The 21,187-nt window shown below is 47.8% G+C and carries 24 protein-coding genes; 13 read left to right on the forward strand and 11 right to left on the reverse strand.

What is annotated here, in order from left to right; translation table 11 throughout:
- Positions 1 to 370 precede the first annotated feature (370 nt).
- Both KNP94_RS02475 and KNP94_RS02480 read right to left on the reverse strand, forming a co-directional pair.
- Positions 371 to 1,252: an NAD(P)-dependent oxidoreductase gene (locus tag KNP94_RS02475; RefSeq protein WP_214893652.1), complete on the reverse strand. Its 882-nt coding sequence runs from the start codon at positions 1,250 to 1,252 to the stop codon at positions 371 to 373.
- Entirely contained in the window at positions 1,249 to 2,997 is a 1,749-nt protein-coding gene (locus KNP94_RS02480) for an ABC transporter ATP-binding protein (protein ID WP_088836798.1), read from the reverse strand. Before KNP94_RS02480 ends, KNP94_RS02475 begins: the two co-directional genes overlap by 4 nt.
- A 130-nt stretch (positions 2,998 to 3,127) precedes the next feature.
- Here KNP94_RS02480 and KNP94_RS02485 point away from each other — a divergent pair, with 130 nt between their 5' ends.
- The 4 genes from KNP94_RS02485 (at position 3,128) to KNP94_RS02500 (ending at position 7,364) form a co-directional block, all read left to right on the forward strand.
- Positions 3,128 to 3,565 carry a YaiI/YqxD family protein gene (locus tag KNP94_RS02485; RefSeq protein ID WP_088836799.1) on the forward strand — a complete coding sequence of 146 codons (438 nt, stop codon included), beginning with the start codon at positions 3,128 to 3,130 and terminating at the stop codon, positions 3,563 to 3,565.
- Between the two features lie 70 nt (positions 3,566 to 3,635).
- Positions 3,636 to 5,285: a sensor histidine kinase gene (locus KNP94_RS02490; protein WP_251132542.1), complete on the forward strand. Its 1,650-nt coding sequence runs from the start codon at positions 3,636 to 3,638 to the stop codon at positions 5,283 to 5,285.
- 19 nt (positions 5,286 to 5,304) lie between these two features.
- The gene (locus KNP94_RS02495; RefSeq protein WP_214893650.1) at positions 5,305 to 7,059 is read left to right on the forward strand and encodes an EAL domain-containing protein; all 1,755 of its coding nucleotides are present in this window, start codon (positions 5,305 to 5,307) and stop codon (positions 7,057 to 7,059) included.
- 59 nt (positions 7,060 to 7,118) lie between these two features.
- On the forward strand, positions 7,119 to 7,364 hold the full coding sequence (locus KNP94_RS02500; protein ID WP_214845452.1) for a hypothetical protein: 246 nt from the start codon (positions 7,119 to 7,121) through the stop codon (positions 7,362 to 7,364).
- Between the two features lie 109 nt (positions 7,365 to 7,473).
- On the opposite strand, the gene KNP94_RS02505 is transcribed toward KNP94_RS02500, so the two are convergent.
- From KNP94_RS02505 to KNP94_RS02515, 3 genes are read right to left on the reverse strand one after another with little or no spacing between them, the layout of a single operon-like run.
- Positions 7,474 to 8,043 (reverse strand): class I SAM-dependent methyltransferase, encoded by a 570-nt coding sequence (locus KNP94_RS02505; protein ID WP_214893648.1) that lies wholly within the window; start codon positions 8,041 to 8,043, stop codon positions 7,474 to 7,476.
- 24 nt (positions 8,044 to 8,067) lie between these two features.
- Positions 8,068 to 9,042, reverse strand: a complete 975-nt coding sequence (locus KNP94_RS02510; protein ID WP_215115145.1) for a DUF4003 family protein — start codon at positions 9,040 to 9,042, stop codon at positions 8,068 to 8,070.
- Between the two features lie 55 nt (positions 9,043 to 9,097).
- Positions 9,098 to 9,619, reverse strand: coding sequence for a DUF1836 domain-containing protein (locus KNP94_RS02515; RefSeq protein WP_214893644.1), 522 nt, complete (start codon positions 9,617 to 9,619; stop codon positions 9,098 to 9,100).
- A gap of 115 nt (positions 9,620 to 9,734) precedes the next feature.
- Between KNP94_RS02515 and trhA the strand changes: the two genes are divergently transcribed.
- From trhA to KNP94_RS02530, 3 genes are all read left to right on the forward strand, one after another.
- Positions 9,735 to 10,382, forward strand: a complete 648-nt coding sequence (gene trhA, locus KNP94_RS02520) for a PAQR family membrane homeostasis protein TrhA (protein ID WP_215115146.1) — start codon at positions 9,735 to 9,737, stop codon at positions 10,380 to 10,382.
- A 109-nt stretch (positions 10,383 to 10,491) separates the two neighbouring features.
- Positions 10,492 to 11,190 carry a ribose-5-phosphate isomerase RpiA gene (gene rpiA, locus KNP94_RS02525; protein ID WP_214767460.1) on the forward strand — a complete coding sequence of 233 codons (699 nt, stop codon included), beginning with the start codon at positions 10,492 to 10,494 and terminating at the stop codon, positions 11,188 to 11,190.
- 68 nt (positions 11,191 to 11,258) lie between these two features.
- A complete protein-coding gene (locus KNP94_RS02530; protein WP_088836807.1) occupies positions 11,259 to 11,516 on the forward strand; it encodes a hypothetical protein in 258 nt (85 codons plus the stop codon).
- Between the two features lie 41 nt (positions 11,517 to 11,557).
- On the opposite strand, the gene KNP94_RS02535 is transcribed toward KNP94_RS02530, so the two are convergent.
- The 3 genes from KNP94_RS02535 to KNP94_RS02545 all read right to left on the reverse strand — a co-directional run bounded on the left by KNP94_RS02535 (position 11,558) and on the right by KNP94_RS02545 (position 13,328).
- Positions 11,558 to 11,962 carry a DUF350 domain-containing protein gene (locus KNP94_RS02535; RefSeq protein ID WP_215115147.1) on the reverse strand — a complete coding sequence of 135 codons (405 nt, stop codon included), beginning with the start codon at positions 11,960 to 11,962 and terminating at the stop codon, positions 11,558 to 11,560.
- 12 nt (positions 11,963 to 11,974) lie between these two features.
- Positions 11,975 to 12,151, reverse strand: a complete 177-nt coding sequence (locus KNP94_RS02540; protein WP_167331096.1) for a hypothetical protein — start codon at positions 12,149 to 12,151, stop codon at positions 11,975 to 11,977.
- Positions 12,152 to 12,215: 64 nt separating this feature from the next.
- Positions 12,216 to 13,328, reverse strand: coding sequence for a GGDEF domain-containing protein (locus tag KNP94_RS02545; protein WP_214767468.1), 1,113 nt, complete (start codon positions 13,326 to 13,328; stop codon positions 12,216 to 12,218).
- A 288-nt stretch (positions 13,329 to 13,616) separates the two neighbouring features.
- Between KNP94_RS02545 and KNP94_RS02550 the strand changes: the two genes are divergently transcribed.
- Genes KNP94_RS02550 through KNP94_RS02560 form a run of 3 tightly spaced genes read left to right on the forward strand, consistent with a single transcriptional unit; the run spans position 13,617 to position 15,852 of the window.
- Entirely contained in the window at positions 13,617 to 14,363 is a 747-nt protein-coding gene (locus KNP94_RS02550; RefSeq protein WP_215115148.1) for a methionine ABC transporter ATP-binding protein, read from the forward strand.
- Positions 14,356 to 15,018 (forward strand): methionine ABC transporter permease, encoded by a 663-nt coding sequence (locus tag KNP94_RS02555; protein ID WP_215115149.1) that lies wholly within the window; start codon positions 14,356 to 14,358, stop codon positions 15,016 to 15,018. The genes KNP94_RS02550 and KNP94_RS02555 overlap by 8 nt, the downstream gene beginning before the upstream one ends.
- Before the next feature lie 18 nt (positions 15,019 to 15,036).
- Entirely contained in the window at positions 15,037 to 15,852 is an 816-nt protein-coding gene (locus KNP94_RS02560; RefSeq protein ID WP_215115150.1) for a MetQ/NlpA family ABC transporter substrate-binding protein, read from the forward strand.
- A gap of 160 nt (positions 15,853 to 16,012) precedes the next feature.
- Here KNP94_RS02560 and KNP94_RS02565 read toward each other — a convergent pair whose 3' ends face one another.
- The gene (locus KNP94_RS02565) at positions 16,013 to 16,957 is read right to left on the reverse strand and encodes a DUF2268 domain-containing putative Zn-dependent protease (protein ID WP_215115151.1); all 945 of its coding nucleotides are present in this window, start codon (positions 16,955 to 16,957) and stop codon (positions 16,013 to 16,015) included.
- Positions 16,958 to 17,106: 149 nt separating this feature from the next.
- Here KNP94_RS02565 and KNP94_RS02570 point away from each other — a divergent pair, with 149 nt between their 5' ends.
- The 3 genes from KNP94_RS02570 to KNP94_RS02580 all read left to right on the forward strand — a co-directional run bounded on the left by KNP94_RS02570 (position 17,107) and on the right by KNP94_RS02580 (position 19,065).
- The gene (locus KNP94_RS02570) at positions 17,107 to 17,847 is read left to right on the forward strand and encodes a hypothetical protein (protein WP_214893636.1); all 741 of its coding nucleotides are present in this window, start codon (positions 17,107 to 17,109) and stop codon (positions 17,845 to 17,847) included.
- A gap of 17 nt (positions 17,848 to 17,864) precedes the next feature.
- Complete coding sequence (locus tag KNP94_RS02575) at positions 17,865 to 18,572, forward strand: AAA family ATPase (protein ID WP_214893634.1); 708 nt, start codon at positions 17,865 to 17,867, stop codon at positions 18,570 to 18,572.
- A gap of 172 nt (positions 18,573 to 18,744) precedes the next feature.
- Positions 18,745 to 19,065, forward strand: a complete 321-nt coding sequence (locus KNP94_RS02580) for an antibiotic biosynthesis monooxygenase (protein WP_214767482.1) — start codon at positions 18,745 to 18,747, stop codon at positions 19,063 to 19,065.
- Positions 19,066 to 19,107: 42 nt separating this feature from the next.
- On the opposite strand, the gene KNP94_RS02585 is transcribed toward KNP94_RS02580, so the two are convergent.
- Positions 19,108 to 20,106: a FecCD family ABC transporter permease gene (locus tag KNP94_RS02585; protein ID WP_214893632.1), complete on the reverse strand. Its 999-nt coding sequence runs from the start codon at positions 20,104 to 20,106 to the stop codon at positions 19,108 to 19,110.
- Positions 20,106 to 21,113 (reverse strand): FecCD family ABC transporter permease, encoded by a 1,008-nt coding sequence (locus KNP94_RS02590; protein WP_214893631.1) that lies wholly within the window; start codon positions 21,111 to 21,113, stop codon positions 20,106 to 20,108. The genes KNP94_RS02585 and KNP94_RS02590 overlap by 1 nt, the downstream gene beginning before the upstream one ends.
- Positions 21,114 to 21,187 lie beyond the last annotated feature (74 nt).

Raw genomic sequence — 21,187 nt, forward strand, 5'->3', positions numbered from 1 at the left:
GGGAGCGATTCAAGACGGACGGCTCGGTCGAATTGTTCTATTTTCAAGAAGCCAAAGATAATATGTTCAGAATCGCTTCGCTTTTCGTGACTCCTACGGGAAAAAGCGCAAGGTCACCTTGCGCTGTCAGAGCCAGGCGAGACCCTGCTCCTTGTTCGTCAGAAGCAAGGAGCAACGGCTTGCGGCTCGCCCGAGGAAAGCACGGGAAGCAAGAAGCGATTGCCGCAACAAACAGAGTTCGCCATTTATAATTTCTACATAAAAAGCACAGGAAGCAAGAAGCGGTTGCCGCATACGATTTCTCATTAACCGATATCAATTGATCAAAAAAGGTCCACCCAACTGAATCGGGCGGACCTTTTTGTTACGGTTATTGTTGCGGTGACTTTTCAGCGAGTAATAAATAGAGTGCTTGTGTACCAGCCTCACCGTGCCCCATCGCTGCGAGCTCGTCATACAGTGATTTGACGAGCGCAAGACCCGGTGTCGAAATTCCCATCTCATCCGCCCGTTCAAGTGCCAGACGCATGTCTTTGATGAAATGTTTGACAAAAAATCCTGGTGAATAATTCTCCGCGATGACACGCGGAATCAAGTTCTCGAGTGACCAGCTGCCGGCAGAACCACTTTTAATCGTCTCGACGAACTGGGTCGGGTCGATGCCGGAGCGCGTGACGAACAATAACATCTCAGCTGTCCCGATCATCGAACCGGCAATGGCAATCTGGTTTGCGAGTTTCGCCGATTGTCCTTTTCCGGGACCACCGAATAATGAAATCGAGCGTCCCATCGCCTCAAACAATGGTTTGACGTCAGCGAAAGCCTGTTCTTGACCACCGACAAGAATCGCGAGTGTCCCGTTTTTCGCACCAAGGTCACCACCTGTGACAGGTGCATCGAGTGAAACGAGCCCGTTTGCTTGTGCCTGCTCCGCGATTTTGACGGCGAGCGCCGGGCTTGATGTCGTCATGTCGATGACGATCGTCCCGGGCGCAGCATTCGCTAAAATTCCGTCTTCACTGAAGTAAATCTGTTCGACGTCTTCCGGGTACCCGACGATTGAAATGACGACGTCTGCGCCGGTGACGGCTTCTTTAATCGTGTCGACGATCGTCGCCCCGTCCTGTTCGAGCGGTAAGCCTTTTTCTTTTGTCCGGTTATAGCCTTTGACGGCAAAACCGGCTTTCAGTAAGTTCCGCACCATTCCTTGCCCCATGACACCGAGTCCAATAAATCCTATTGTTTTCGTCATCCGTGATTCCCCCTGATTGCATCGGTCTGACCGATGAATTGTTGCGTTACGAGTTTATTATACAAAACATTCGTCTCGACGAGGGTGTCGTGTGTCCCGATGCCGGAAACCCGTCCGTCCTCAAGAACGATAATTTGATCCGCGTGACGGACTGTCGCCAGGCGGTGAGCGATGACGAACGTCGTCCGTCCGCGCATCAGACGTTCGAGTGCTTCCTGGACGACACGTTCCGATTCTGAGTCAAGGCTCGACGTCGCTTCGTCGAGTAGCAAGAGTTCCGGATCACGCAGCAAGGCACGGGCGATCGCAATCCGTTGCCGTTGTCCACCCGACAGTTTGACCCCACGTTCGCCGATTTCCGTCATGTAACCATGCGGGAACGACTCGATGAAGGCATCGGCATTCGCCATTTCTGCGGCGTCCCGAATTTCCTGTTCCGTCACGTCACGGACGAGTCCGTACAGTAAATTATCACGAATCGTTCCCGACAAGACGGGTGAATCCTGCGCGACGTAGCCGATTGCCCGGCGCCAGCTTTCAAGTCGGAACGTCTCGATGCCGTCCGGTCCGAGTGAAATATCACCTGACGTCGGTTGATAAAACCGTTCGAGCAACGCAAACAACGTCGATTTTCCAGAACCGCTTGGTCCGACGATCGCCGTCGTCTGGCCGTGCGGCAAAGAAAAGGACACGTCATGCAGTAACGTCGTCTCATCATAGCCGAACGAGAGCTGATTGAATTGAACCGCTCCGAACGGACGGGTGACGTCACGCGTTCCTTGTTGCTCCGGCTGTTCTTCGAGCAGTTCCGAAATTCGTTCTGTCGCTCCGCGTGCTTTCTGGAGCTTCGAAATGAATTCCGTCATCGTCACGAGCGGGGTCATGATTTGGAACAAGTAGAGTGAAAAGGCGACGAGCTCACCGGCAGAAATTTGATTCGTGGAGACCCGGTAAGCACCGAAGCCGATGATGATGATCAGCATCGATGTCAGCGTCACGTTGAACAGCGGTAACAGAATCGCTTGAATCCGACCTTCTTTGACGCCGAAGCCGAAGAGATTCTCAATCTTTTCGTTTCCACGGTCCATTTCGTAAGACTCGGTCGCTTGCGATTTGATGAGCCGGACTTCGCTCAACATCTCGGCGAAGAAGCCGGATAATCCGGCGAGTTCTTTTTGTGTCGCCCGGGAAATCTCATGCAGTTTCCGGACGAGCGGGATGATGATCAGTAACGTCAACGGAACGGCAATCACCATGACAAGCGTCATCTGCCAATCGAGGAAAAATAAAATCGTGATGGCCCCGATGATGGAAACGACGGATGTCAACAGGCGGACGAGCTGCTCCGACAACAACTGTTGTAACGTCGTCGCGTCATTGTTGAGGCGGGAGACGAGCTCCCCTGATTTTGTTTCATCATAAAACGGAACCGGTAGACCGAGGAGATGTTTCCACAGTAATGTCCGTAAGTTGGCGACAATGCGTTGCCCGGCAATCTGGAGCCAGTAAATCGAAAAGGCGTTACTGACGAGTTGGACGAGAAAAACGACGATGAATAAGGAAATCAGTCCGGGTGTCAGCCGATCGACCGAGAAATTATCAATCAGTGATTTCAGAAACCACGGAATCATCAGTGCCGCTAATGCCTGGATGACCGAGACGGCGACGGCTGCTGATAGCAGACCGACCGGGGGATTACTTTTTTTGAGAAGATGTAAAAATGATTTGAATGTAGCTTGCTCCATACGGGCACTTCCTTTCCTGTCTATTGTCTTGCGAAATCGGACTCGGGTCAACTTATAGCGATTCGCTTGACAGTGTTTCTGTTTCTCGCGGACACTTAGGACAGATAGGTAAACAGAGAGGAAGAGGGAAATGAAAGTATTAGTCGATGCCGATGGGTGTCCAGTCGTTGATTTGACAATCCGGTTAAGCGCCGGGGTGGACGTGTTTTTAGTCTGTGATACAGCGCATGAATTTAACCGGGCGGGGGCGACGACGATTACAATTGGACAAGGTCCGGATGCGGTCGATTATGCAATCGTCAACCGGATTTCACCGGGTGATATCATCGTCACACAAGATTATGGACTGGCGGCACTTGCCTTAGCGCGTAAAGGACGGCCGATTGACCAAAATGGACGAATCTTTACAGATGACAATATTGATTTTCTCTTGCATACGCGGCATGTCGGCCAACAAATTCGTCGGGCCGGCGGACGGACGAAGGGACCGAAAAAGCGGACGCGCCTAGAAAACGAGCAATTTGAAGTGTCCTTCCGCTCCTTACTGAAGCAAGAAGAATTCAAATGATGTATGCCCGCCTTCTCATACACGTGGTATAATTTTAGAAACGATTTTTCAGCTAGGAGGAAGAAATTCATTGAAAAAAGTCATGCGGTACCGTCCAACTAAAAAAACACGACCATATCGTTTGAAGAGTGGATCGTTTCCTTCGATCGAGCAAAGTGCGGACGTCACGACGGATCAGCAACAAATCGGTCAGCTGAAACACGACTTGCTCGCAGCCGAAGATAAATTAAAACACCGAAATGAAATCATGGAAACACTCGCGACACAAAACGTCGAATCTGCGTGCGAGACGCTTCTGTTGAAGCTGCTTCCACTCATCGGATTGACGCGTGGTGCAATCATTCTCTACCGGCGCGAACAACTCAGTCATGTCGTGACAGAGGCAGTGGAAGAGATGGAATTGATTGAAAAGGACTTAGATCAATATTCCGTTTTGCGCCGTGCATTCGTGATGCGAAAGTCCGTCCAACTGCCGATTGAAACAGGAGGATATGAGTCCGCGATTCCAATCCAGTCACCGAGTAACAACAATGTCGTCGGGTTGATTTATTTAAAGCATGAGTTCGAGCAATTTAATTTAGAACAAGTCGGAGACATCTTAGACTTGTCACGCAAGCTCGGGATGACGTTAGAGCGACACCTCTTGTTCCATCAGATGGAGCATGAAAAAATCAAGACGTACCAGTTACTCGATTCGATTCGCGAAGCAGTCCTCTACATTGAGAGTAGTGGCGAACAAATCTATGCCAACCAAGCGTTGCTCGATATGTTCCCGCCAAAACTGTTGAATCAAGCACAAGGATTTCGGCATGCCTACGAGCGGGCGACATCGCTGTTTGAGCACGTCGACCAACCGGATGCGTTGCACGATTATATTGGTCAGCTGATGAACGGTGATATACCGGGTGAAACGATTGAACTGTCAGCATTTCGAGGCAATCTCTTGCTCAGTGCCTATGCGGAGCGGATTGCGATTGCGAACGTCGAGTGGGGCATGATGCTCGTCTTGCGCGATGTGACGAAAGATAAAGAACTCGACTTGAAGCAAGCTGAATTCGTGTCCATCGTCTCTCACGAACTGCGGACGCCGCTCTCTTCAATCATGGGATTCACAGAATTGTTGATGAAGCGTTCCCTCGACGGGCCCCGTCAAAAGAAATACCTCGAGACGATTTATTCCGAGACCGTCCGTTTGTCTGAGCTGATCCACGACATCCTCGAAATTCAAAAGGGTGAAGATTTGACGCAAGGGGCAACGAAAAGAACGATTGATTTAAAGAAACTGCTGATTGAAATGAAAACGATGTTCGAGTTAGCGAGCAGTGAACATACAGTTCGGATGGCGTTCGGTTCAGGGGCGCATCTCTTGATGGCAAGCGAAGAAAAAATGAAGCAATTGTTTACGAACTTAATCATGAATGCAATCAAATACTCACCGAATGGTGGAAACATCGAGATACGTACTGAAGTGACAGCGCAGGACGTCCGAATTGAAGTCGAAGATGAAGGAATTGGAATTCCAGATAAGGCGTTACCATTCATTTTTGATAAATTCTACCGGGCCGATAACTCGGATACCCGGAAAATTGGCGGAACAGGTCTCGGACTTGCGATTTGTAAAATGATCGTCATGGACCATGGGGGTTCGATTTCTGTTCAGTCAGAAGTTGGTGTCGGAAGTCGCTTCATCGTCGAGTTCCCGATTCATCCGATGTCATGATACGAAAGGAGGCAGCAAGATGAAAAATGCTCAAAGCCGCTACGAAGCCTTACATCCGCTCGTCGAAGAGATTTTAGGGAAACTCAGTGAAAAAATTGGCGTCAATTCGTTATTTTTCGCACTGAATGATTCAAGTAGCAACTTCATCGTCAAAGCAATCAATCAAGATCAAGAATTGATTGAAGAAGGATCGACGCATGTGTTCAACCACGTCCTTTGTAAACTGGTCATCGATGAAAATGCAGGGAAACTTCAAATCAATGAGTTGTTGACGAGTCCGTTGACGGTCGACCATCCCGTCACGAAGGCATTAGGAAACGGGAGCTTTCTTGGCGTCGCGATCAAAAACGCCGACAATGAGAAAATCGGGACGCTTTGTGCCTTTGACGATCGACCATATGACTTCTCGGCGGGCGATTTAGCATTGATTGAACATTACGCTGATATCATCAGCAAATCGATCAGTGTCGAAACATACGTCATTAAAGATGCCTTGACGGATGTGTACAATGAACGGTACATGAACCGTTTGATTTCAAGTGTGACGATTCATCCGGCATTTTTAATGGTCTTGAACCTGGATAACTTTCACGCTGTCAATGCCAAATTCGGATACCGTGTCGGCAACCGGGTTTTACAAGTCCTCGCCGACCGGCTGAAATATGTTCCGATTCCGAATCATGTCGTCGGACGGAAGGACGGCAATGAATTCATCATTCTTGCGCCGCTTGATGAACGAGAGTTTGAACAAACGGGTGCGATGTATGCCGATTACATCATGGCAGCAATCGAGGCGCCGATCGCGGACATCGGATTTGAACCGATTCATTTGACGGCGTCGTCCGGTGTCAGTTTGTTGACGGGGGATTATACGAACCGACAGACGCAAGTCTATGCGGCAGAGGCCTTGATGCAACAAGTGAAGCTCGATGGGAAAAATGGAATGCTGTTCGTCAATCAACAGCGGGAGTTCGAACAGCATCCGTTCGCTTCCGTTCTTGAAGAAGAGTTGACGCATGCGTTAGAACGCGGGCAATTCGAACTGTATTACCAGCGGATTCTTGATATGAAGCGAGGGATGACCGTTGCGGTCGAAGCCTTATTACGCTGGAACCATCCGGTGCTCGGATTCGTCAGCCCGACTGACTTCATTCCAATTGCAGAACGTATGGGGGTCTTTGGCGACATCGGTCGATTTACGATTCGCCAAGCGATTGCCGATCGCGAACGGTTCGAAGCAGAATTCGACTTACCCGTTTCGGTTGCGGTCAATCTTTCCGCGAGTCAATTTCAGTCGAATCAACTGTTAGAAGAACTCTTGTCCTTTTCGAAGCAAGCAAACTTTAAACAAGATCGTGTCGTCCTCGAGATTCGGGAAGAAGTATTGCAGACAGGACGGAAAAAAGCAATTGAGCGCCTTGAACTGTTACGAAGCGCGGGATACCGCTTGACGGTCGATCATTTCGGTAGCCATTATGCATCGCTCAATTCATTGCTTCATCTACCGGTCCAGGCGGTCAAGCTCGATCCCATCTTCACCCGACGTTTGGCTCAAAATCAGCTCGAACAGTCGATGATCCGGTCGGTCTATGCCTTGACGGAGGCGCTCGGTGTTTCGCTCGTCATTCAAGAGGTCGAGACATTATCGCAATACAAGCAGGTAGAAATGCTAGGCGAACGTTTATATGTCCAGGGGCACTATCTGCATCATCCGCAACCGCTCGATAAGTTGATTACGGACTTTGCGAAGAAAATGCAACCTCTTGATGTTTAACGGAAATCGTTCAGGGAATACTCTTAACTGTAGCTTAATTCAGTTAAGGGGGATTTCTCATGAATGAACAACACGATAAAGAAACAGATCCGATTACATCAGGTAATCAGATGACGAACGATGAAATTGCGGGACGTGATAAAGACGCGGCACCGGATACTCGCGATAAGCACGATCAAGCAAAAAACCAAAAAGCGGATGCTGAGAAATCAGACGATGCGTCCGATGAACAACCGGATCTTTCGCATGAAGCAGACGATGACTCTGACGTCGAAGCGAACGAGGAAACGAATCAAGATAACTAAGTGAGCGAATCGTATTCGTTCCACGCACTTAAAAGGCATCCACTCTTTCAGATGAGTCGATGCCTTTTTGAATGCAAATAAAGAGGTCTGGCAAACACTTCTTTTTCGTTCAATCGGGCGGAACGGGACCTCGCTTTTTTACGGCGAGCAGATGGAATGTTGCATTTGCTTCTGCATATTCGGTATATGTGTCAGCGAGCGTTTCCCATTCATAAAGAGAATCAGAAAGAATATTTTTTAATACCTGTTCGCGGTTTGTCCCTTGCAACATACAATTGACGAAGACTGCGCCTTCGCGCAACTGGTTCAAGATGTGGTTTACGAACGTCGTTTCGTTCTTTAAATCAATTTTATTGAAGTGCAGCATCGAGTCTAACAATACGACATCGATCTGTTCGGAAATCGGAAAGGCATAAGCGTTGCCGACGATGCCTTCGACAGCATAGCCCTTTACTGAAGCGTGTTGGTTGAGCTGGGTGATACCGACGACGGAATGATCGACACCCGTCACGGTATAACCCAACTGTCCGAGTAACAAGGCGTCCCGTCCTTGACCACATCCTAAATCGAGCACGTGTCCCTTCGGTTGATATTCACTGAAAAAAGAGACGAGTCCCGGATAAGGCTGTCCAAAATAATTTTCATCTAAATAATACGTATCGTACGCAACTTTTTTCATAGGAAACCTCCTGTAGGATCATCGTCAAGCATCGCTACTGCTACTCCCCGCATCGCCGTCAAATCCGCCGTCGACCATTCCGCCATCTGTCGCATGCGACGTGTCAGTAATATCGATTGGAAACAGTAAAAAGGGGACTGTTTCCGTCGCAATGTCGTCGATCGTCGGAGCGAGTTGAGCAAACAGTTGTTGCAGTGTCGGATGATTCGCGAGATAGAGCCGGACAGCCATTAAAAAAAGTAAGTCTTTTCGATGCTTGAAGTGGACATCCGAGCGGAGTTGCTCGACGATTTGATCGAGTTTTGAAGCATGTTCGGCAGGATCACCGAGTAAGGCGAGCAGACCGTGGAACGCAAGTGGGATGTGAGATTTACGATAACGTGCGCGCGACGCCCGTAATTGGTCGACATACGCCTCGAAATCGTCTTCAGGTAAAAGTGAAAATAGGAGAGCGACGATATAGGTCTGTTGGGCGCGACCAAACCGTTTCTTCAACAGATCGTAAGCATCTTCCACTCGTGCAAGAAGATGCTCGACCTCACCGCGCTTGTAACATTGGAAAAAGAAGAATGAGCCGAGTAAAGGGGAAACGATGAAACGGTGTTGTTGTTTGGCGAGTCGGTAAAGGGATAACGTCCGATGTAAGTGAGCGTCTGATGGATTAAGCCGGCTGATCAGCAGAGCGGTCGAGAAGGCATTTGCAGGATGCGTCATGCGATGCGTCGCAAAAAAACTTTGAATCGACATCATTTCCGTGATGCGCTCAAACGGAGACGCATCAAAAGCGTGGATTTTCGATGCGAGGAGCAGTGCCTGGGTCTGGTGCGAATGTAAGTGAAGTTCGATGTAATCAGCAGTCTGTTCGAGCGTCGAAAATTCTGTCGCATAATGGCCAATCGTTTGATCAAAAGCGAGTTCGATCAAGATATTGTCTTGGTAGCTAACAAAATACTGTCCTACGTCTTCGAGCTGATGCAAAAAGCGTGTGCTTTCCTCCATCACAGCCCACCCCCATCTTCATTTTCCCTATTTTACCATGAGCACCCGGTAGAAGTTAACCGTCGAGTTGATCAATCATCCGTTCGGCGGCACGTCGATAGAGATTGCTCATATGTGCAAGTGAAAGGATTTGTTGCAGCTGATCGATTGGTTCGTTTTCATCAGCCGACGCTTGCTCAGCTTTGAATGTCTCGAGATTCCGTACCGTGTTTTCCAGGTAGCTTGCATAAAAGGCTTCCAGATTAAGCGTCTCGTTTGCGACACCTTGATTCAATTCAGTCAATGTTGCTTTGATGTCATTGATTGAGACGGTTCCTTTCAGTTGATAAATCAAGCTGATTAGAATGAGATGATTCTTCGTATACTTTTTATTCGTGACGGGGAAAAAGAGTTTCTTTTTCGCGTAATTGTTAATCATTGTCTTCGTCAAAATCGTTTCGCCTTCTGTCCGCGTCGTTGCTTCAAACGTCCGTTCGAACAGTTGAATGACTTGATCCATATATAAGTCGATGTTCGGAATATCGTCTAACTGGAGTTGGCGATCGAGCGGTCGCAATTTGTCGTCATCGTGTGTCATTAAAAAAACCTCCATGAAATTTACAGGTAATACTTTCTATTTCTCTACTATATGATAAGATATCTATATAACGCCATGTAGTATTGAAAACTACATAACTTTTGGAGGGTAACTTATGAAAACGTATATGCGCGAACCGATTAATGGATTGACTCATCTCGGGGGAGCCGTCTTTGCCTTTGTCGGTCTTCTTGCTCTAGTCATCAAGGCCTCACTTGAACGGGGCGCGGCCATCGCCATTGTCGCGGCCATCATTTTCGGAGTCAGTATGATCGCCTTGTATTCCGTCTCGGCAACTTATCATATGGTACTTGCAAGTGACCGGGCGATCGCGATTTGGCGCCGCCTTGATCACTCGATGATTTATTTATTGATTGCCGGATCCTACGCACCGTTTTGTCTCATCAGTTTGAACGGACCGACCGGTTGGGTATTGTTCTTGATCGTCATGTTGATTGCCGTCTTCGGAATCACATTTAAGTTAGTCTGGTTCAACAGTCCGCGTTGGTTATCGACGACGCTTTATATCGGAATGGGCTGGATCATGGTCTTCGCGATCACGCCGCTTGCCGCAGTTCTGTCGCCAGTCGGAATCGGCTTACTGTTCCTCGGCGGAATCTTTTATACTGTCGGTGGAGTCATTTACGGATTGAAACCAAGCGCATTATCGTTCAAGCACCTTGGTTTCCACGAAATTTTCCACGTCTTTGTCTTACTTGGAAGTCTCGCACACTTCTGTTGCGTCTATTTCTTCGTCATTTAACGTTCATGAACCGGGTACGACGGAGACGTCGCACCTGGTTTTTTGATTAAAAGGCGCAGGATTCGGGAAAACTATCAGTGAACTGGAATTAGAGAATGGAGGGTGAACGATGCAAGAACAGGATAAAGCATTGATTGCGCAAGCTGCACTCGCATATGTAAAACCCGGCATGACACTCGGTCTCGGTACGGGTTCGACGACACGCTATTTTATTGATGCTGTAGGAAAAGCAGTGGACGAAGGATTAAAAATCGAAGCGATCGCGACGTCGATTGAGACGGAAGAACAGGGCAAGCGGCTCGGAATACCGATGCGTCAGTTACGTGATGTCGAACAGCTTGATCTCGTCATCGACGGAATTGACCAGATTGATGAACAGTTCCAAGTCATCAAAGGTGGCGGCGGCGCATTGTTCCGGGAAAAGCTCGTCGCGCTGCAAGCACGCGAAGTGTTGTATCTCGCAGACAGCTCGAAGTTCGTCCGCCAGTTGATGGGACCTTTACCGGTCGAAGTCGAACCGTTCGGACGGACACACGTCGAACGACTTCTTGCGGACAAAGGAATTTCCTATACACACCGCGAAACGGCGGGAGAAGCATTCGTGACGGATGGAGGCCATTTGATTTTGGATGTCGCCCTGGATCGTGTCCCGGACGTCGCCCATTTCGTACGGGAATTGAAGTCATGGAGTGGTGTCATCGAAACCGGTTATTTTGAGCGGCAACCGGATCATGTGTTGACTCTAGAACACGGAAATATCAAACTGCTTGCCCACCCAACGCTGCGGAGCGGTGGCGGAATCGTTTGAACTTGACTCAACGTAGTCGGGATAGATAAGTAGTGCATCATTACTCGTTTTTTTAAGGAGGAACAGTCATGAAGCTACGGAAGCGATTTTTATTTGGAGCCGGTGTATTGGCAGGTACAGGACTTGTCATGAAAAAAATAAAATCACGCCGCCCGCCGAGTCATTTGAAGGAGTATTTGGACCACCTCGATCAAGATGAGAGTCAAGATGCGGATAAAGACGAGGATGAAGTAGGATTGACGAAGCTTGATTCGATATACCGATCAGAGTGGCAAGCGAACGGATTCCCGCGTTCGCAACAAGAACTCGATGAATTAGATAAATAAAAAAATGACAGAAGTCCGCTTCCGGATTTCTGTCATTTTTTTTAGTATGTAAGAGACCCGGCGATGATTAAGCCGATTGATAACGAGAGGAACAATAACAATAAACCAACGGCTTCGTTGTTGGCATTGATTTCCTTCGTCATGCTGAGACGCGGAATGAGCAGATCGGCAAGATAAAACAGGACGATTTGGAAAACGATCGCGAGAGCCCCCCACAAAACCATGTCGAGGATGCTGACAGAGTTTGCGATACTTGAATAAAGCACGATTGCAAGTCCGAGGATCCGTCCGCCGAACGCATAGACGGCTGCTTTTTTACCTTGACGAATCAATTCCATTTCCTTTGATTTCGTCGTCACTTCAAACAGGACAACACCGATTGCGAGCAAGAGCGTCGCTACACCGATATAGGCGAGTGTTGATAAAAACAAGTCACTGAATGCCATACCATTTCCCCCTTAAGAACGTTTCTTGTTGTTGCGGTCTTTTTTTTGCTGAATCGCGACATAGAGTTCAAGTAAGGCACCTACTAAAATCCCGGCGGATACATACAGATAAAAATTATCTCCGATAAATCCAAACAATAAACCGAGGAGAAGACCAATGAAAATGTACGGTCCTTTTGTTAACTTCATATTCTTCACCTGCCTTACTATCAAACGTAGCTGATTTTTTTGATTACGTCCATCCTTAATTGAATCACGTCGTCGTCGCGATCTCTTCTTTTACGGAATGGAGCGTGACTTGGTTTCGACCGGATTGTTTAGAAGCATACAGTGCTTGATCGGCATGGCGGACTAAATGATCAATATTTGCAGTCGTCTCTTCAAAGCTTGCGACACCAAAGGATGCCGTCACATGGAGGGTTTGACCGGTCTGTGTCGTGAAAGGAGCAGTTTCAATGCGCTCACGCAATTCTTCAGCGAGGGTCAAGACGCGCGTTAACGCAAGATTTGTAATGATGAGTGAAAATTCTTCACCGCCGTTACGTGACAGGTAGCCAGTATCTCCGACTCCGTCACGTAACCGTTTTGAGAATTGACGTAACACGTCGTCACCAGCCTCATGCCCGTACGTATCATTGACCGACTTAAAGTGATCGATGTCAATCATGACGAGGGCGACCTGCTGCTCATTGAAGATACTTTGCCGTTTAATGTCCGTTAAGTAATCTGAAAAAGCACGCGAATTGTGAAGACCCGTCAAAAAGTCGATTTGCGCTTTATGTTGGAACGTCCGTAACGCAAGCTTCGTCATCCGGATGTCTTGGATGATGAGTAAAGTCAACCAGCTACTGACGAAAGACGCAGGGGTGATGACTGACAGGATTTCGACGATTTGACCGGTATCGCGTAAGACGATGCCTAAAATGACAGCGTGCAGAAGTGTCGCATAAAGCGTCACCGTCATGAAGGTCTTTTTTGAATACAAAGGCATCAGTTTGACAATCAGGGAGATACCGACAGCGAGACTGATGATGAAAAAACATGCCGCATAAGCTGCAAAATTCGTACTGATGGTAAAGCGGTAAACGATGATGGCGACAGTCACGATGAACGTCGGCAATGGGCCAGCGAAATAGGCGGCGACAATGACCGGGATATGCCGTAAGTCGACTAAAATTCCAGGGGCCGGTTCAATCGTCATCTGCATCAACACAATCGCGAGGACACTCAAACATAGACCATACAAAATACGCAGTGACTGTTTAGAATCCTGTGTAATCGGTTGAGAAGATAATTTTCCGAGTAAGTAAAATCCACTCATCAAAAAAGTGATATTGTGAAGAACATCATAGATGATTGTTTTCATATGTCGTGGACTCCTTTTAAACCGATTATGTCTATTGTACTATAATGCCGACATCGATTTTCAAAAAAATATCATTAGTGCTTCGTCTGATCGTTGAGAAATGGGCATATTCTCTCATGGTTTCAAAAAAATAAAGATGACCTCAATGATAAACATGAGATGTGTGTGTTTATTAGATTGGACGGTTTATTTAATTAGCGAGATAACGCGGGAAAGAAAAAAAGCATTCAGCATGACAAGGAATGGGAGCTTACGATAGAATGGAAAATGGTAAAAGGGGGAGGGCACATGATTACACTACATACGGTCAGTAAAGCATTTTCCAAACAACCCGTCATTCAATCAGTATCCTTAATGATTGAACAGGGTGAGATTCATGGCATCATCGGCGCGAGCGGAGCAGGTAAATCGACACTGCTTCGGCTGATGAACCTGCTCGAACGACCGGATGAAGGCGACATTGAGTTTGATGGCATCGATTTGCTTGCTTTACCGCACCATAAATTGCGGGGTGTTCGCCAAGACATCGGGATGATTTTTCAAAACTTTAATCTGGTCGCGAATAAGACGGTCGAACAGAATATTTTGGTATCCCTCGAACTCGCGCGCGTGCAGAAGCAGGAGCGTTCCACGCGGGTTCAGGACTGCCTCCGGTTCGTCGGATTGGAATCCTTTTCTGACAAGTACCCAGCCGAACTGAGTGGCGGTCAGATGCAACGTGTTGCAATTGCCCGTGCGCTTGCCAATCGGCCACGTGTACTCTTATGTGACGAACCAACGTCTTCCCTCGACCCAAGCACGACGTCGGAGATCTTACGGGTTCTTCAAAACATTAATCGGACGCTTGGTGTCACCATCGTGCTCGTCAGCCACGAAATGAACGTGATTCAGAGTATTTGCAATCGCGTCACGATTATGGAGAACGGTCAGATTCGCGATACGGTCGCGACAGAACCTGCAGGTGTTGCCGAAATCACGAGTGATGCGGGTTGGTTCTTAACGCAGTTGACCGAACGGGGGAGCGCGGATGCCTGACATATTAATCGAGTACGCAGGGGAAATCAGACTTGCCATCGGACAAACGTTCGTGATGGTAGGGGTCTCGATTCTTGTTGCAGTGCTGATCGGACTGCCGGTCGGAACGTTGCTGTTTTTATCGCGGAAAAATCAGTTACTCGAAAATCGCTTCCTGTTCTCCGGTTTGAATCTGCTAGTCAACACGGTCCGCTCCTTTCCGTTTTTGTTACTTGTCGTCTTTTTGATTCCGTTTACACGGTTGATTATCGGTACAGCCATCGGGACGGCAGCAGCGACCGTTCCACTTGCGATTATCGCGATCGCCCATTATTCCCGGCTCGTCGAACAATCGTTACTTGATGTACCAAAAGGCGTCATCGAAGCAGCGATCTCAATGGGCGCGTCGACACGAGAAGTTGTCGTGAAAGTTTTATTCGTTGAGGCCCGGTCCGGACTCGTTCTCGGTCTGACGACATCGATCGTCAGTTTTATCTCCTACTCGACGATCATGGGAGTGGTCGGTGGAGGGGGCATCGGAGATTTTGCCGTACGGTACGGGTATCAGCAATTTCAGACTGAGTTGATGATGTACATGATCCTGATTATGGTCATCCTCGTCCAATTGATTCAATTCATAGGCACGACAGTAGCACGATTGATTGACAAACGTTAAAAGAAAGTAGGAAATGAAATGAAAAAACTGATGATGATGTTGACAATAGTTGTCCTGGCCTTAGCAGGTTGCGGAAATAGTGATGACAGCGATACCGGTTCTACGGAAGAGACAAAAACCTTGAAGGTCGCGTCACTGATTAAACCGATGACGGAAATTCTTGATCTTGTGAAACCACAGTTAAAGGAAGACGGGATTAACCTGGAAGTCGTCGTTCTGAGCGATAACGTTCAGCCAAACAGTGCGCTGGCAGCGGAAGAGGTCGATGCAAACTTCTTCCAACACGTTCCGTATATGGAGGAATTCAATCGGAATAACGATGCGAACCTCGTTCCGATCGAACCAATCTATTTTGCCAATTACGGTGTCTACTCGAAAGAATATAAATCAATCGATCAACTACCGAAGGGGGCCGTCATCGCGATGGCGAACGACGTCTCGAACATCGACCGTTCGCTGTCGTTACTCGCCCAGCATGACGCGATTAAATTGAAAAAGAAGACAGGATCTTACTATACGATGAAGGACGTCGTTGAGAATAAACAAGATTACAAGTTCAAGGAAGTGGATTTATTGATGCTCGCGCGTCTTTATGATGATGCTGACGCGGTCGTCATGACACCGGCTTATGCAGCACCGCTCGGGCTGACGCCGAAACAGGATGCACTCGTCACGGAAGGCATCGAGAATGACTTTGCGATTACCCTCGTTGCCCGGAAGGACAATCAGGATGCGGAAGCGATTCAGAAGCTTGCGAAAGCGATGACGAGTCCGGAAGTTAAAAAGTTCTTAGAAGAAAATTATGATGAAACGGCGATACCGGCTTTCAACTGATACTCAAACAAAAGTGACTTGTCGGACAATCGCTAGAACTCAGTTTAAAAAATCACCCGCTTCACACGTCTGCTTGGCGTCGTGTAAAGCGGGTGATTTTTTTAAAACGATTGTTGATTAAAGCAAAGTGGACGGTCTACCTGATCAACTCAAAACCGCTTCATTGTGCCGTCAATTGTTTTGCATAACCGCTTTGCTCTAAAATATCGCCTGTCGGTAGATGCGTCCATTTTTCAACGGAAGTGTCGGGATTTTTCTGAATGAAGTCGGTCATAATCGTATTTCCGATTGCATAATTCGACCAACCGGGGATCTGCAAATCAGAATTACCGTTCTGTAAGTCTGAAAATTTGGCGTGATACGAATTTACTTCATGCAGAACATGCTTAAAGGAATGGTCGAGCAGCGGTTCTGTCCAAGGTGGGTTGACATCTGGATAGAGAGCTTTCGCAAATAAGTCCGCTTTTCCTTCCGAAATGATATTATCGGCAATCGATGAAATTCCAAGCTTTTCGAGTAAAACGGTGTGATGGTATTCATGGGCAACTGTATAGGCAAGCATCGATTGATCGACATCACGATCGATATAAAGCACTAACAGATTTTTAGCGAGTGCAATTCCTGTCACACCACCCATTCGTTTGTTATTCACGGGATTATCTGAATTAATTGGAGCGACTAGAACGACTAAATCGTTTTGGCGGGGTAACTGTTTTGATGCTTGTTGTAACGATTGTTTGATTTGTTGCTGTATCTCGGTTTGATGCTGCTGTAAGTAGGTAACATTTTCTTTTAAGTGTTTGAGATCGTTCATCGGTCGGTCGAGCGGATTATAGACACCAAGCTGTTCCGAAACCTGCTCCTGCTCACGGATACGATCGTTTTCCTTTAAAACGTATTTTTCGAACAGCGCTCCATTTTCAGTCGGAGCTTTCAGTGCTGCATCGACATATGACTGATAGACATCGTAAAGTGGGAGGATCTTAATTGTTTTATCATCTTGCGTGAAGGTAATACCCGTCGGCTTGGTTTTTTGTGCTTGCGGTTCCTCGGAGCACCCGGCGAGTAAGCTGGCCAAGACGGCACTCACGATCAATCGTTTCATTCCGATCACATCCTTTCTTTTGGTCTGTGGGAGAACGTTCGAAGAAACCATTTTTTGAAACATTTCTTCTTTTGTTAGCGTATAGTAAGATAATGTAAGAATCAATTTGATTATGGATTTTATTGGATTACACACTAGGAGGGAACCGCGTGCGGAAAAGTTATGAATTCTTTTTGCTTTACAACAAAGAAATGTTCTTCAATAAGTTTGCTTACCTCTATACGCTCGCCGTACCCCTCGTCATCATTCTCCTCAATCACTTCGACTGGTTCAAGGATTCCCCGACGTGGACGGTCTTTCAGTCGGCGATGATTCAATTCTTTGCGATCATGATTGTGTTGACTGCAATCAATGGAATTGGCATATCATTACTCAACCAACGGGAGAGCGGTTTTTTGAAGATGTATACGTTTTTGTCCGGGCAAAAATTCCCGGTCATCTTCGGGCGTCTCATGTCGCAATGGTTTTTCCTCAGTCTCAACATGTTCGCTGCCAGCCTGATGATGGCGGTTTTGTTTCATCAACCGTTGCTGAAGACTATGCTGATGACCGGATTGCTTGCGCTGATTGTCCCACTGCCGGTCTTTGCCTGTAGCCTGCTGATTGCAGCGCTCCCATTGAAGCCGGAGACGATGACACCGCTCGGGACGATTTTAATTTTTGCCGTCTTCATTTTCATCGATGTATTTGAACTGACGGATAATCGATTGCTTGCGTATTTTTCATTCCTGAATCCGGCGAATTTAATCTTGAATGAAGCCCGCTTCCTGACAGGCAGTGTCAGTGACGGGATGATGGGCTTGTCGATTCTGACAGGTATCATGGTTTATTTAGTAGTCGGCTACGTTGCCTATCAGCGGTTGTCGATTACGTCAAAAACAAATCGTTAACGGAAGGGGACGGACAGATGCAACTCGGGACAATCGATTACAGTTATGATGGAACACGGATGATTTTAGATAAAGCGGATCTTGAGCTCGATCCGGAACGGTTGAACGTCGTGATTGGTTTAAACGGTTCAGGTAAATCGACTTTGTTTGACGTCGTCGCCGGGGCGCTCCCGGCGGACGGGTTTCATCCGCCGTTTGAACGGGCGGAGATTCTTTATCAGTTGCAGCAGGCACCGCTTCCGCCGATGCTGAAAGGAAAAGATTTGGTCCGGTTGATTTTGAAAAGTGACCGGACGGAGCCGTTCCGTTCGTTATGGGATACATATGTCGCCTCGTTACGAGAACAGGAGCGAAGCCGGTTAGAGCGTCTGCAAGACTTACGGCTCGGTCAGATGTCAGCCGGTGAAAAACGCTGGCTGGTCATCCGGACGGTCTGTCATCTCGATCGTACACTCTACATCTTTGACGAGCCGACGGTCGGGCTCGACCCGGAGTCACGGCGTTTCGTCGTCGAGGCGATTGGTGCGCTACTCGACCGTCAAAAAATCGTGTTATTGTCGACGCACATACTGCATGAAGTCGCCCACCTGCCGTGCAAGATGCATTTTCTCCATCACGGAAAAATCGTCTACAGCGGCTCCTATCATGCCTTCATCGCGCGTTATGAGACCGATAATCCAGACATCGCGTTTGAGCGTTTCTTGTCGGAGCAACCAACCGCCTAAACTAACCTGTTCAAGATGCATTCGAACGCGAGTGTATCTTTTTTTTGCGTTGAATTACTCGAATTTCAAAAAAATGAAATAAATTTTAGTACGGGATTGACAAATTTAAGGAGTATAATGCTATATTGATAATGAAAATGAGATTCATTATCAATTGAGGAGAGTGAGCCATATGTTTATCCAACTGAAAACCATTCGTGTTGAGCACGGCTACGCGGAGACAATGATTGAACGATTTGCAGGAGAAGGCATCATCGAACAGCAGCCAGGATTCGTTGATTTGAGCGTTTTGAAAAAAAAGCGGACACGCGGCGATGAGGAAGTCGTGATTTTAATCCGCTGGGAATCCGAAAAGGACTGGAAAGCCTGGGAAACAAGCGATGTCCATCTCGCAGGTCATCGGGAGCGCCGTGGTCAGCCGGCACCGTCCTATATACTCGACAGCAGTCAAGTATATTATGAGATGCTCGGTCAAAAAACGAAAAGTGTGTAACATGTGACCGATTCGTTAAAATCTTGACGAATCGGTCACACTTCATTTACGAAAAAGCAATACGATAAAGTACGGTGCACCGAGAACGGCGATGACGATCCCGACCGGAATATCGGCCGGGGCCAACAGATTTTTTCCGATTAAATCAGCTAACAATACGAGCAGACTACCGACAAGCGCGGCAACCGGAATCAGACTGTAATGGTTCGGACCGACGAGTCGTCTCGCGATATGAGGGGCGAGCAGACCGATAAATGAAATCCCTCCGCCAGCCGCCACGCAGGCTCCAGCAAGAGCCGCAGCCACGAACAGAATACGTTTACGGGTACGTTCAACCTGAAGTCCTAAGGTTTGTGGCAGTGAACCGCTCAATTGCAATAAGTTCAACGAACGGCTTTGCATAAATGCGAGTGGGATGAAAAGGACGATCCAGGGCGTAAGCATGAAGACGGACGACCAATCTGCCTGCCAGATGCTTCCGGTCAGCCAGACGGTTGCTTGCTGGAAATCTCTTGGATCCATCTTCAACTGAAAAATGATTAAAAGGGCACCGCATAAAGCATTGATCCCGACGCCGACCAACAACAGGCGGGCAGGCTGTAGTGAAGTCGCTCCTGCCAGCCGATAAATCGTCCAGGCGACGAGTATTGCACCGAAAAAAGCGACGAATGGCAAAAGCGGGAGCTGATGTAAAGCGGAGCGAAAATAAAACAGGGTCATGACGACAAACAGCCCGGCCCCTGCATTAATCCCGAGAATACCCGGATCGGCCAAAGCATTGCGTGACATGCCCTGAAGCAGTGTCCCGGAAACAGCAAGACCTGATCCGATCAAGAGAGCCAGCAGCATCCGGGGCAGTCGCAGGTCAATCAAGACTAACCGTTCTGCATCCGTTCCTTGCCCGATTATGGTCCGGCTGATTGAACTGAACGAAACGGGAAGAATGCCGGTTGAGAGGCTGTATAAAAATGTAACGATAAGAAGAACACATAAGCTAACAAACGTAAAACGTGATTTTTGAAGAGCGCTCCACATATCCATCAGATCGCCAACTCCTTCCGTCGTGCAAGGTAAAGAAAATAAGGAACCCCGATTACGGCCGTAATGGCTCCAAGTGGTGTTTCAAACGGGGGATTGACCAGTCGTGCGAGTAAATCGGAGACAATGAGAAGTGTCATCCCGAATAATGCACTGACCGGCAGGAGAAGATAATAATTCGTTCCGACAAGAAAACGACTGATATGTGGAATGACAAGACCGACGAAACCTATGACACCAGCGATGGATACGGCACTCCCGGCAAGCAGGACGATACTGCAAAGTCCGAGAACCCGGACTTTCGTTAACGACGATCCAAGACCTGCCGCGACCTCTTCTCCAAGCGAGAGAACGGTCATGCTTCTCGCGATATGTAGGGAAATCGCCATACCGATTAAGACGATGGGAAGAAGAACATGGACATGTTCCCACTTAGAGCCGGATAACCCGCCGGCATACCAGAAACTTAAATCTTGGGCAACTTGATGAAACAAAGTGATGCCTGTTGAGAGCGCACCGAACAATGCACTGAGTGCGGCTCCGGCGACGGTCAACGTGACAGGTGAAAAACGGCCACGTGCAAAAACCGTAATTAGAACGATGAGCCCTGTACCAAGGGCTGCACCGCCAAAAGAGAACATCAGCGAACTGAAGAAGGAATGGGCAGAAACAAAAGCCAGGGAAATCGCGACCCCAAGACCAGCCCCGTGGGTAATGCCGAGCAGGGACGGGTCGGCCAATGCGTTACGGGTCAATCCCTGCATCATCGTTCCTGACAAAGCCAGGGCAATTCCGACAAGTCCTGCGCAGATTAAACGCGGCAGGCGGACTTCTTGAATCAATTGGTGCTGCAGGTTATTGGCATCAAACGAATGGAACGATGCGAGGACTGTATCCGAAGAAACCGGAAAAGCTCCATAAAAGAGTGATAATCCGCTACATAAGAAAAACAGAAAAAGCGTAATCAAAAGAACGATAGCTGTAGGGTGAGGGCGTGCAGATGCATCCATAATCGTCTCTCCTTTTTAAATGAGAATTATATTCATTATCAACGCGATTAAACTTACATCGAATAGCAAATTTT

Origin of the sequence: Exiguobacterium sp. s80, assembly GCF_018618725.1 — a bacterium.
Classification (GTDB): domain Bacteria; phylum Bacillota; class Bacilli; order Exiguobacteriales; family Exiguobacteriaceae; genus Exiguobacterium_A; species Exiguobacterium_A oxidotolerans.

What these genes read in the sequence shown, in the direction of transcription:
- KNP94_RS02475 (WP_214893652.1), bottom strand. Translation starts at nt 1,252, where the DNA reads ATGACGAAAACAATAGGATTTATTGGACTCGGTGTCATGGGGCAAGGA.
- KNP94_RS02480 (WP_088836798.1), bottom strand. Translation starts at nt 2,997, where the DNA reads ATGGAGCAAGCTACATTCAAATCATTTTTACATCTTCTCAAAAAAAGT.
- KNP94_RS02485 (WP_088836799.1), top strand. Translation starts at nt 3,128, where the DNA reads ATGAAAGTATTAGTCGATGCCGATGGGTGTCCAGTCGTTGATTTGACA.
- KNP94_RS02495 (WP_214893650.1), top strand. Translation starts at nt 5,305, where the DNA reads ATGAAAAATGCTCAAAGCCGCTACGAAGCCTTACATCCGCTCGTCGAA.
- KNP94_RS02500 (WP_214845452.1), top strand. Translation starts at nt 7,119, where the DNA reads ATGAATGAACAACACGATAAAGAAACAGATCCGATTACATCAGGTAAT.
- KNP94_RS02505 (WP_214893648.1), bottom strand. Translation starts at nt 8,043, where the DNA reads ATGAAAAAAGTTGCGTACGATACGTATTATTTAGATGAAAATTATTTT.
- KNP94_RS02510 (WP_215115145.1), bottom strand. Translation starts at nt 9,042, where the DNA reads ATGGAGGAAAGCACACGCTTTTTGCATCAGCTCGAAGACGTAGGACAG.
- KNP94_RS02515 (WP_214893644.1), bottom strand. Translation starts at nt 9,619, where the DNA reads ATGACACACGATGACGACAAATTGCGACCGCTCGATCGCCAACTCCAG.
- trhA (WP_215115146.1), top strand. Translation starts at nt 9,735, where the DNA reads ATGAAAACGTATATGCGCGAACCGATTAATGGATTGACTCATCTCGGG.
- rpiA (WP_214767460.1), top strand. Translation starts at nt 10,492, where the DNA reads ATGCAAGAACAGGATAAAGCATTGATTGCGCAAGCTGCACTCGCATAT.
- KNP94_RS02530 (WP_088836807.1), top strand. Translation starts at nt 11,259, where the DNA reads ATGAAGCTACGGAAGCGATTTTTATTTGGAGCCGGTGTATTGGCAGGT.
- KNP94_RS02535 (WP_215115147.1), bottom strand. Translation starts at nt 11,962, where the DNA reads ATGGCATTCAGTGACTTGTTTTTATCAACACTCGCCTATATCGGTGTA.
- KNP94_RS02540 (WP_167331096.1), bottom strand. Translation starts at nt 12,151, where the DNA reads ATGAAGTTAACAAAAGGACCGTACATTTTCATTGGTCTTCTCCTCGGT.
- KNP94_RS02545 (WP_214767468.1), bottom strand. Translation starts at nt 13,328, where the DNA reads ATGAAAACAATCATCTATGATGTTCTTCACAATATCACTTTTTTGATG.
- KNP94_RS02550 (WP_215115148.1), top strand. Translation starts at nt 13,617, where the DNA reads ATGATTACACTACATACGGTCAGTAAAGCATTTTCCAAACAACCCGTC.
- KNP94_RS02555 (WP_215115149.1), top strand. Translation starts at nt 14,356, where the DNA reads ATGCCTGACATATTAATCGAGTACGCAGGGGAAATCAGACTTGCCATC.
- KNP94_RS02560 (WP_215115150.1), top strand. Translation starts at nt 15,037, where the DNA reads ATGAAAAAACTGATGATGATGTTGACAATAGTTGTCCTGGCCTTAGCA.
- KNP94_RS02565 (WP_215115151.1), bottom strand. Translation starts at nt 16,957, where the DNA reads ATGAAACGATTGATCGTGAGTGCCGTCTTGGCCAGCTTACTCGCCGGG.
- KNP94_RS02575 (WP_214893634.1), top strand. Translation starts at nt 17,865, where the DNA reads ATGCAACTCGGGACAATCGATTACAGTTATGATGGAACACGGATGATT.
- KNP94_RS02580 (WP_214767482.1), top strand. Translation starts at nt 18,745, where the DNA reads ATGTTTATCCAACTGAAAACCATTCGTGTTGAGCACGGCTACGCGGAG.
- KNP94_RS02585 (WP_214893632.1), bottom strand. Translation starts at nt 20,106, where the DNA reads ATGGATATGTGGAGCGCTCTTCAAAAATCACGTTTTACGTTTGTTAGC.
- KNP94_RS02590 (WP_214893631.1), bottom strand. Translation starts at nt 21,113, where the DNA reads ATGGATGCATCTGCACGCCCTCACCCTACAGCTATCGTTCTTTTGATT.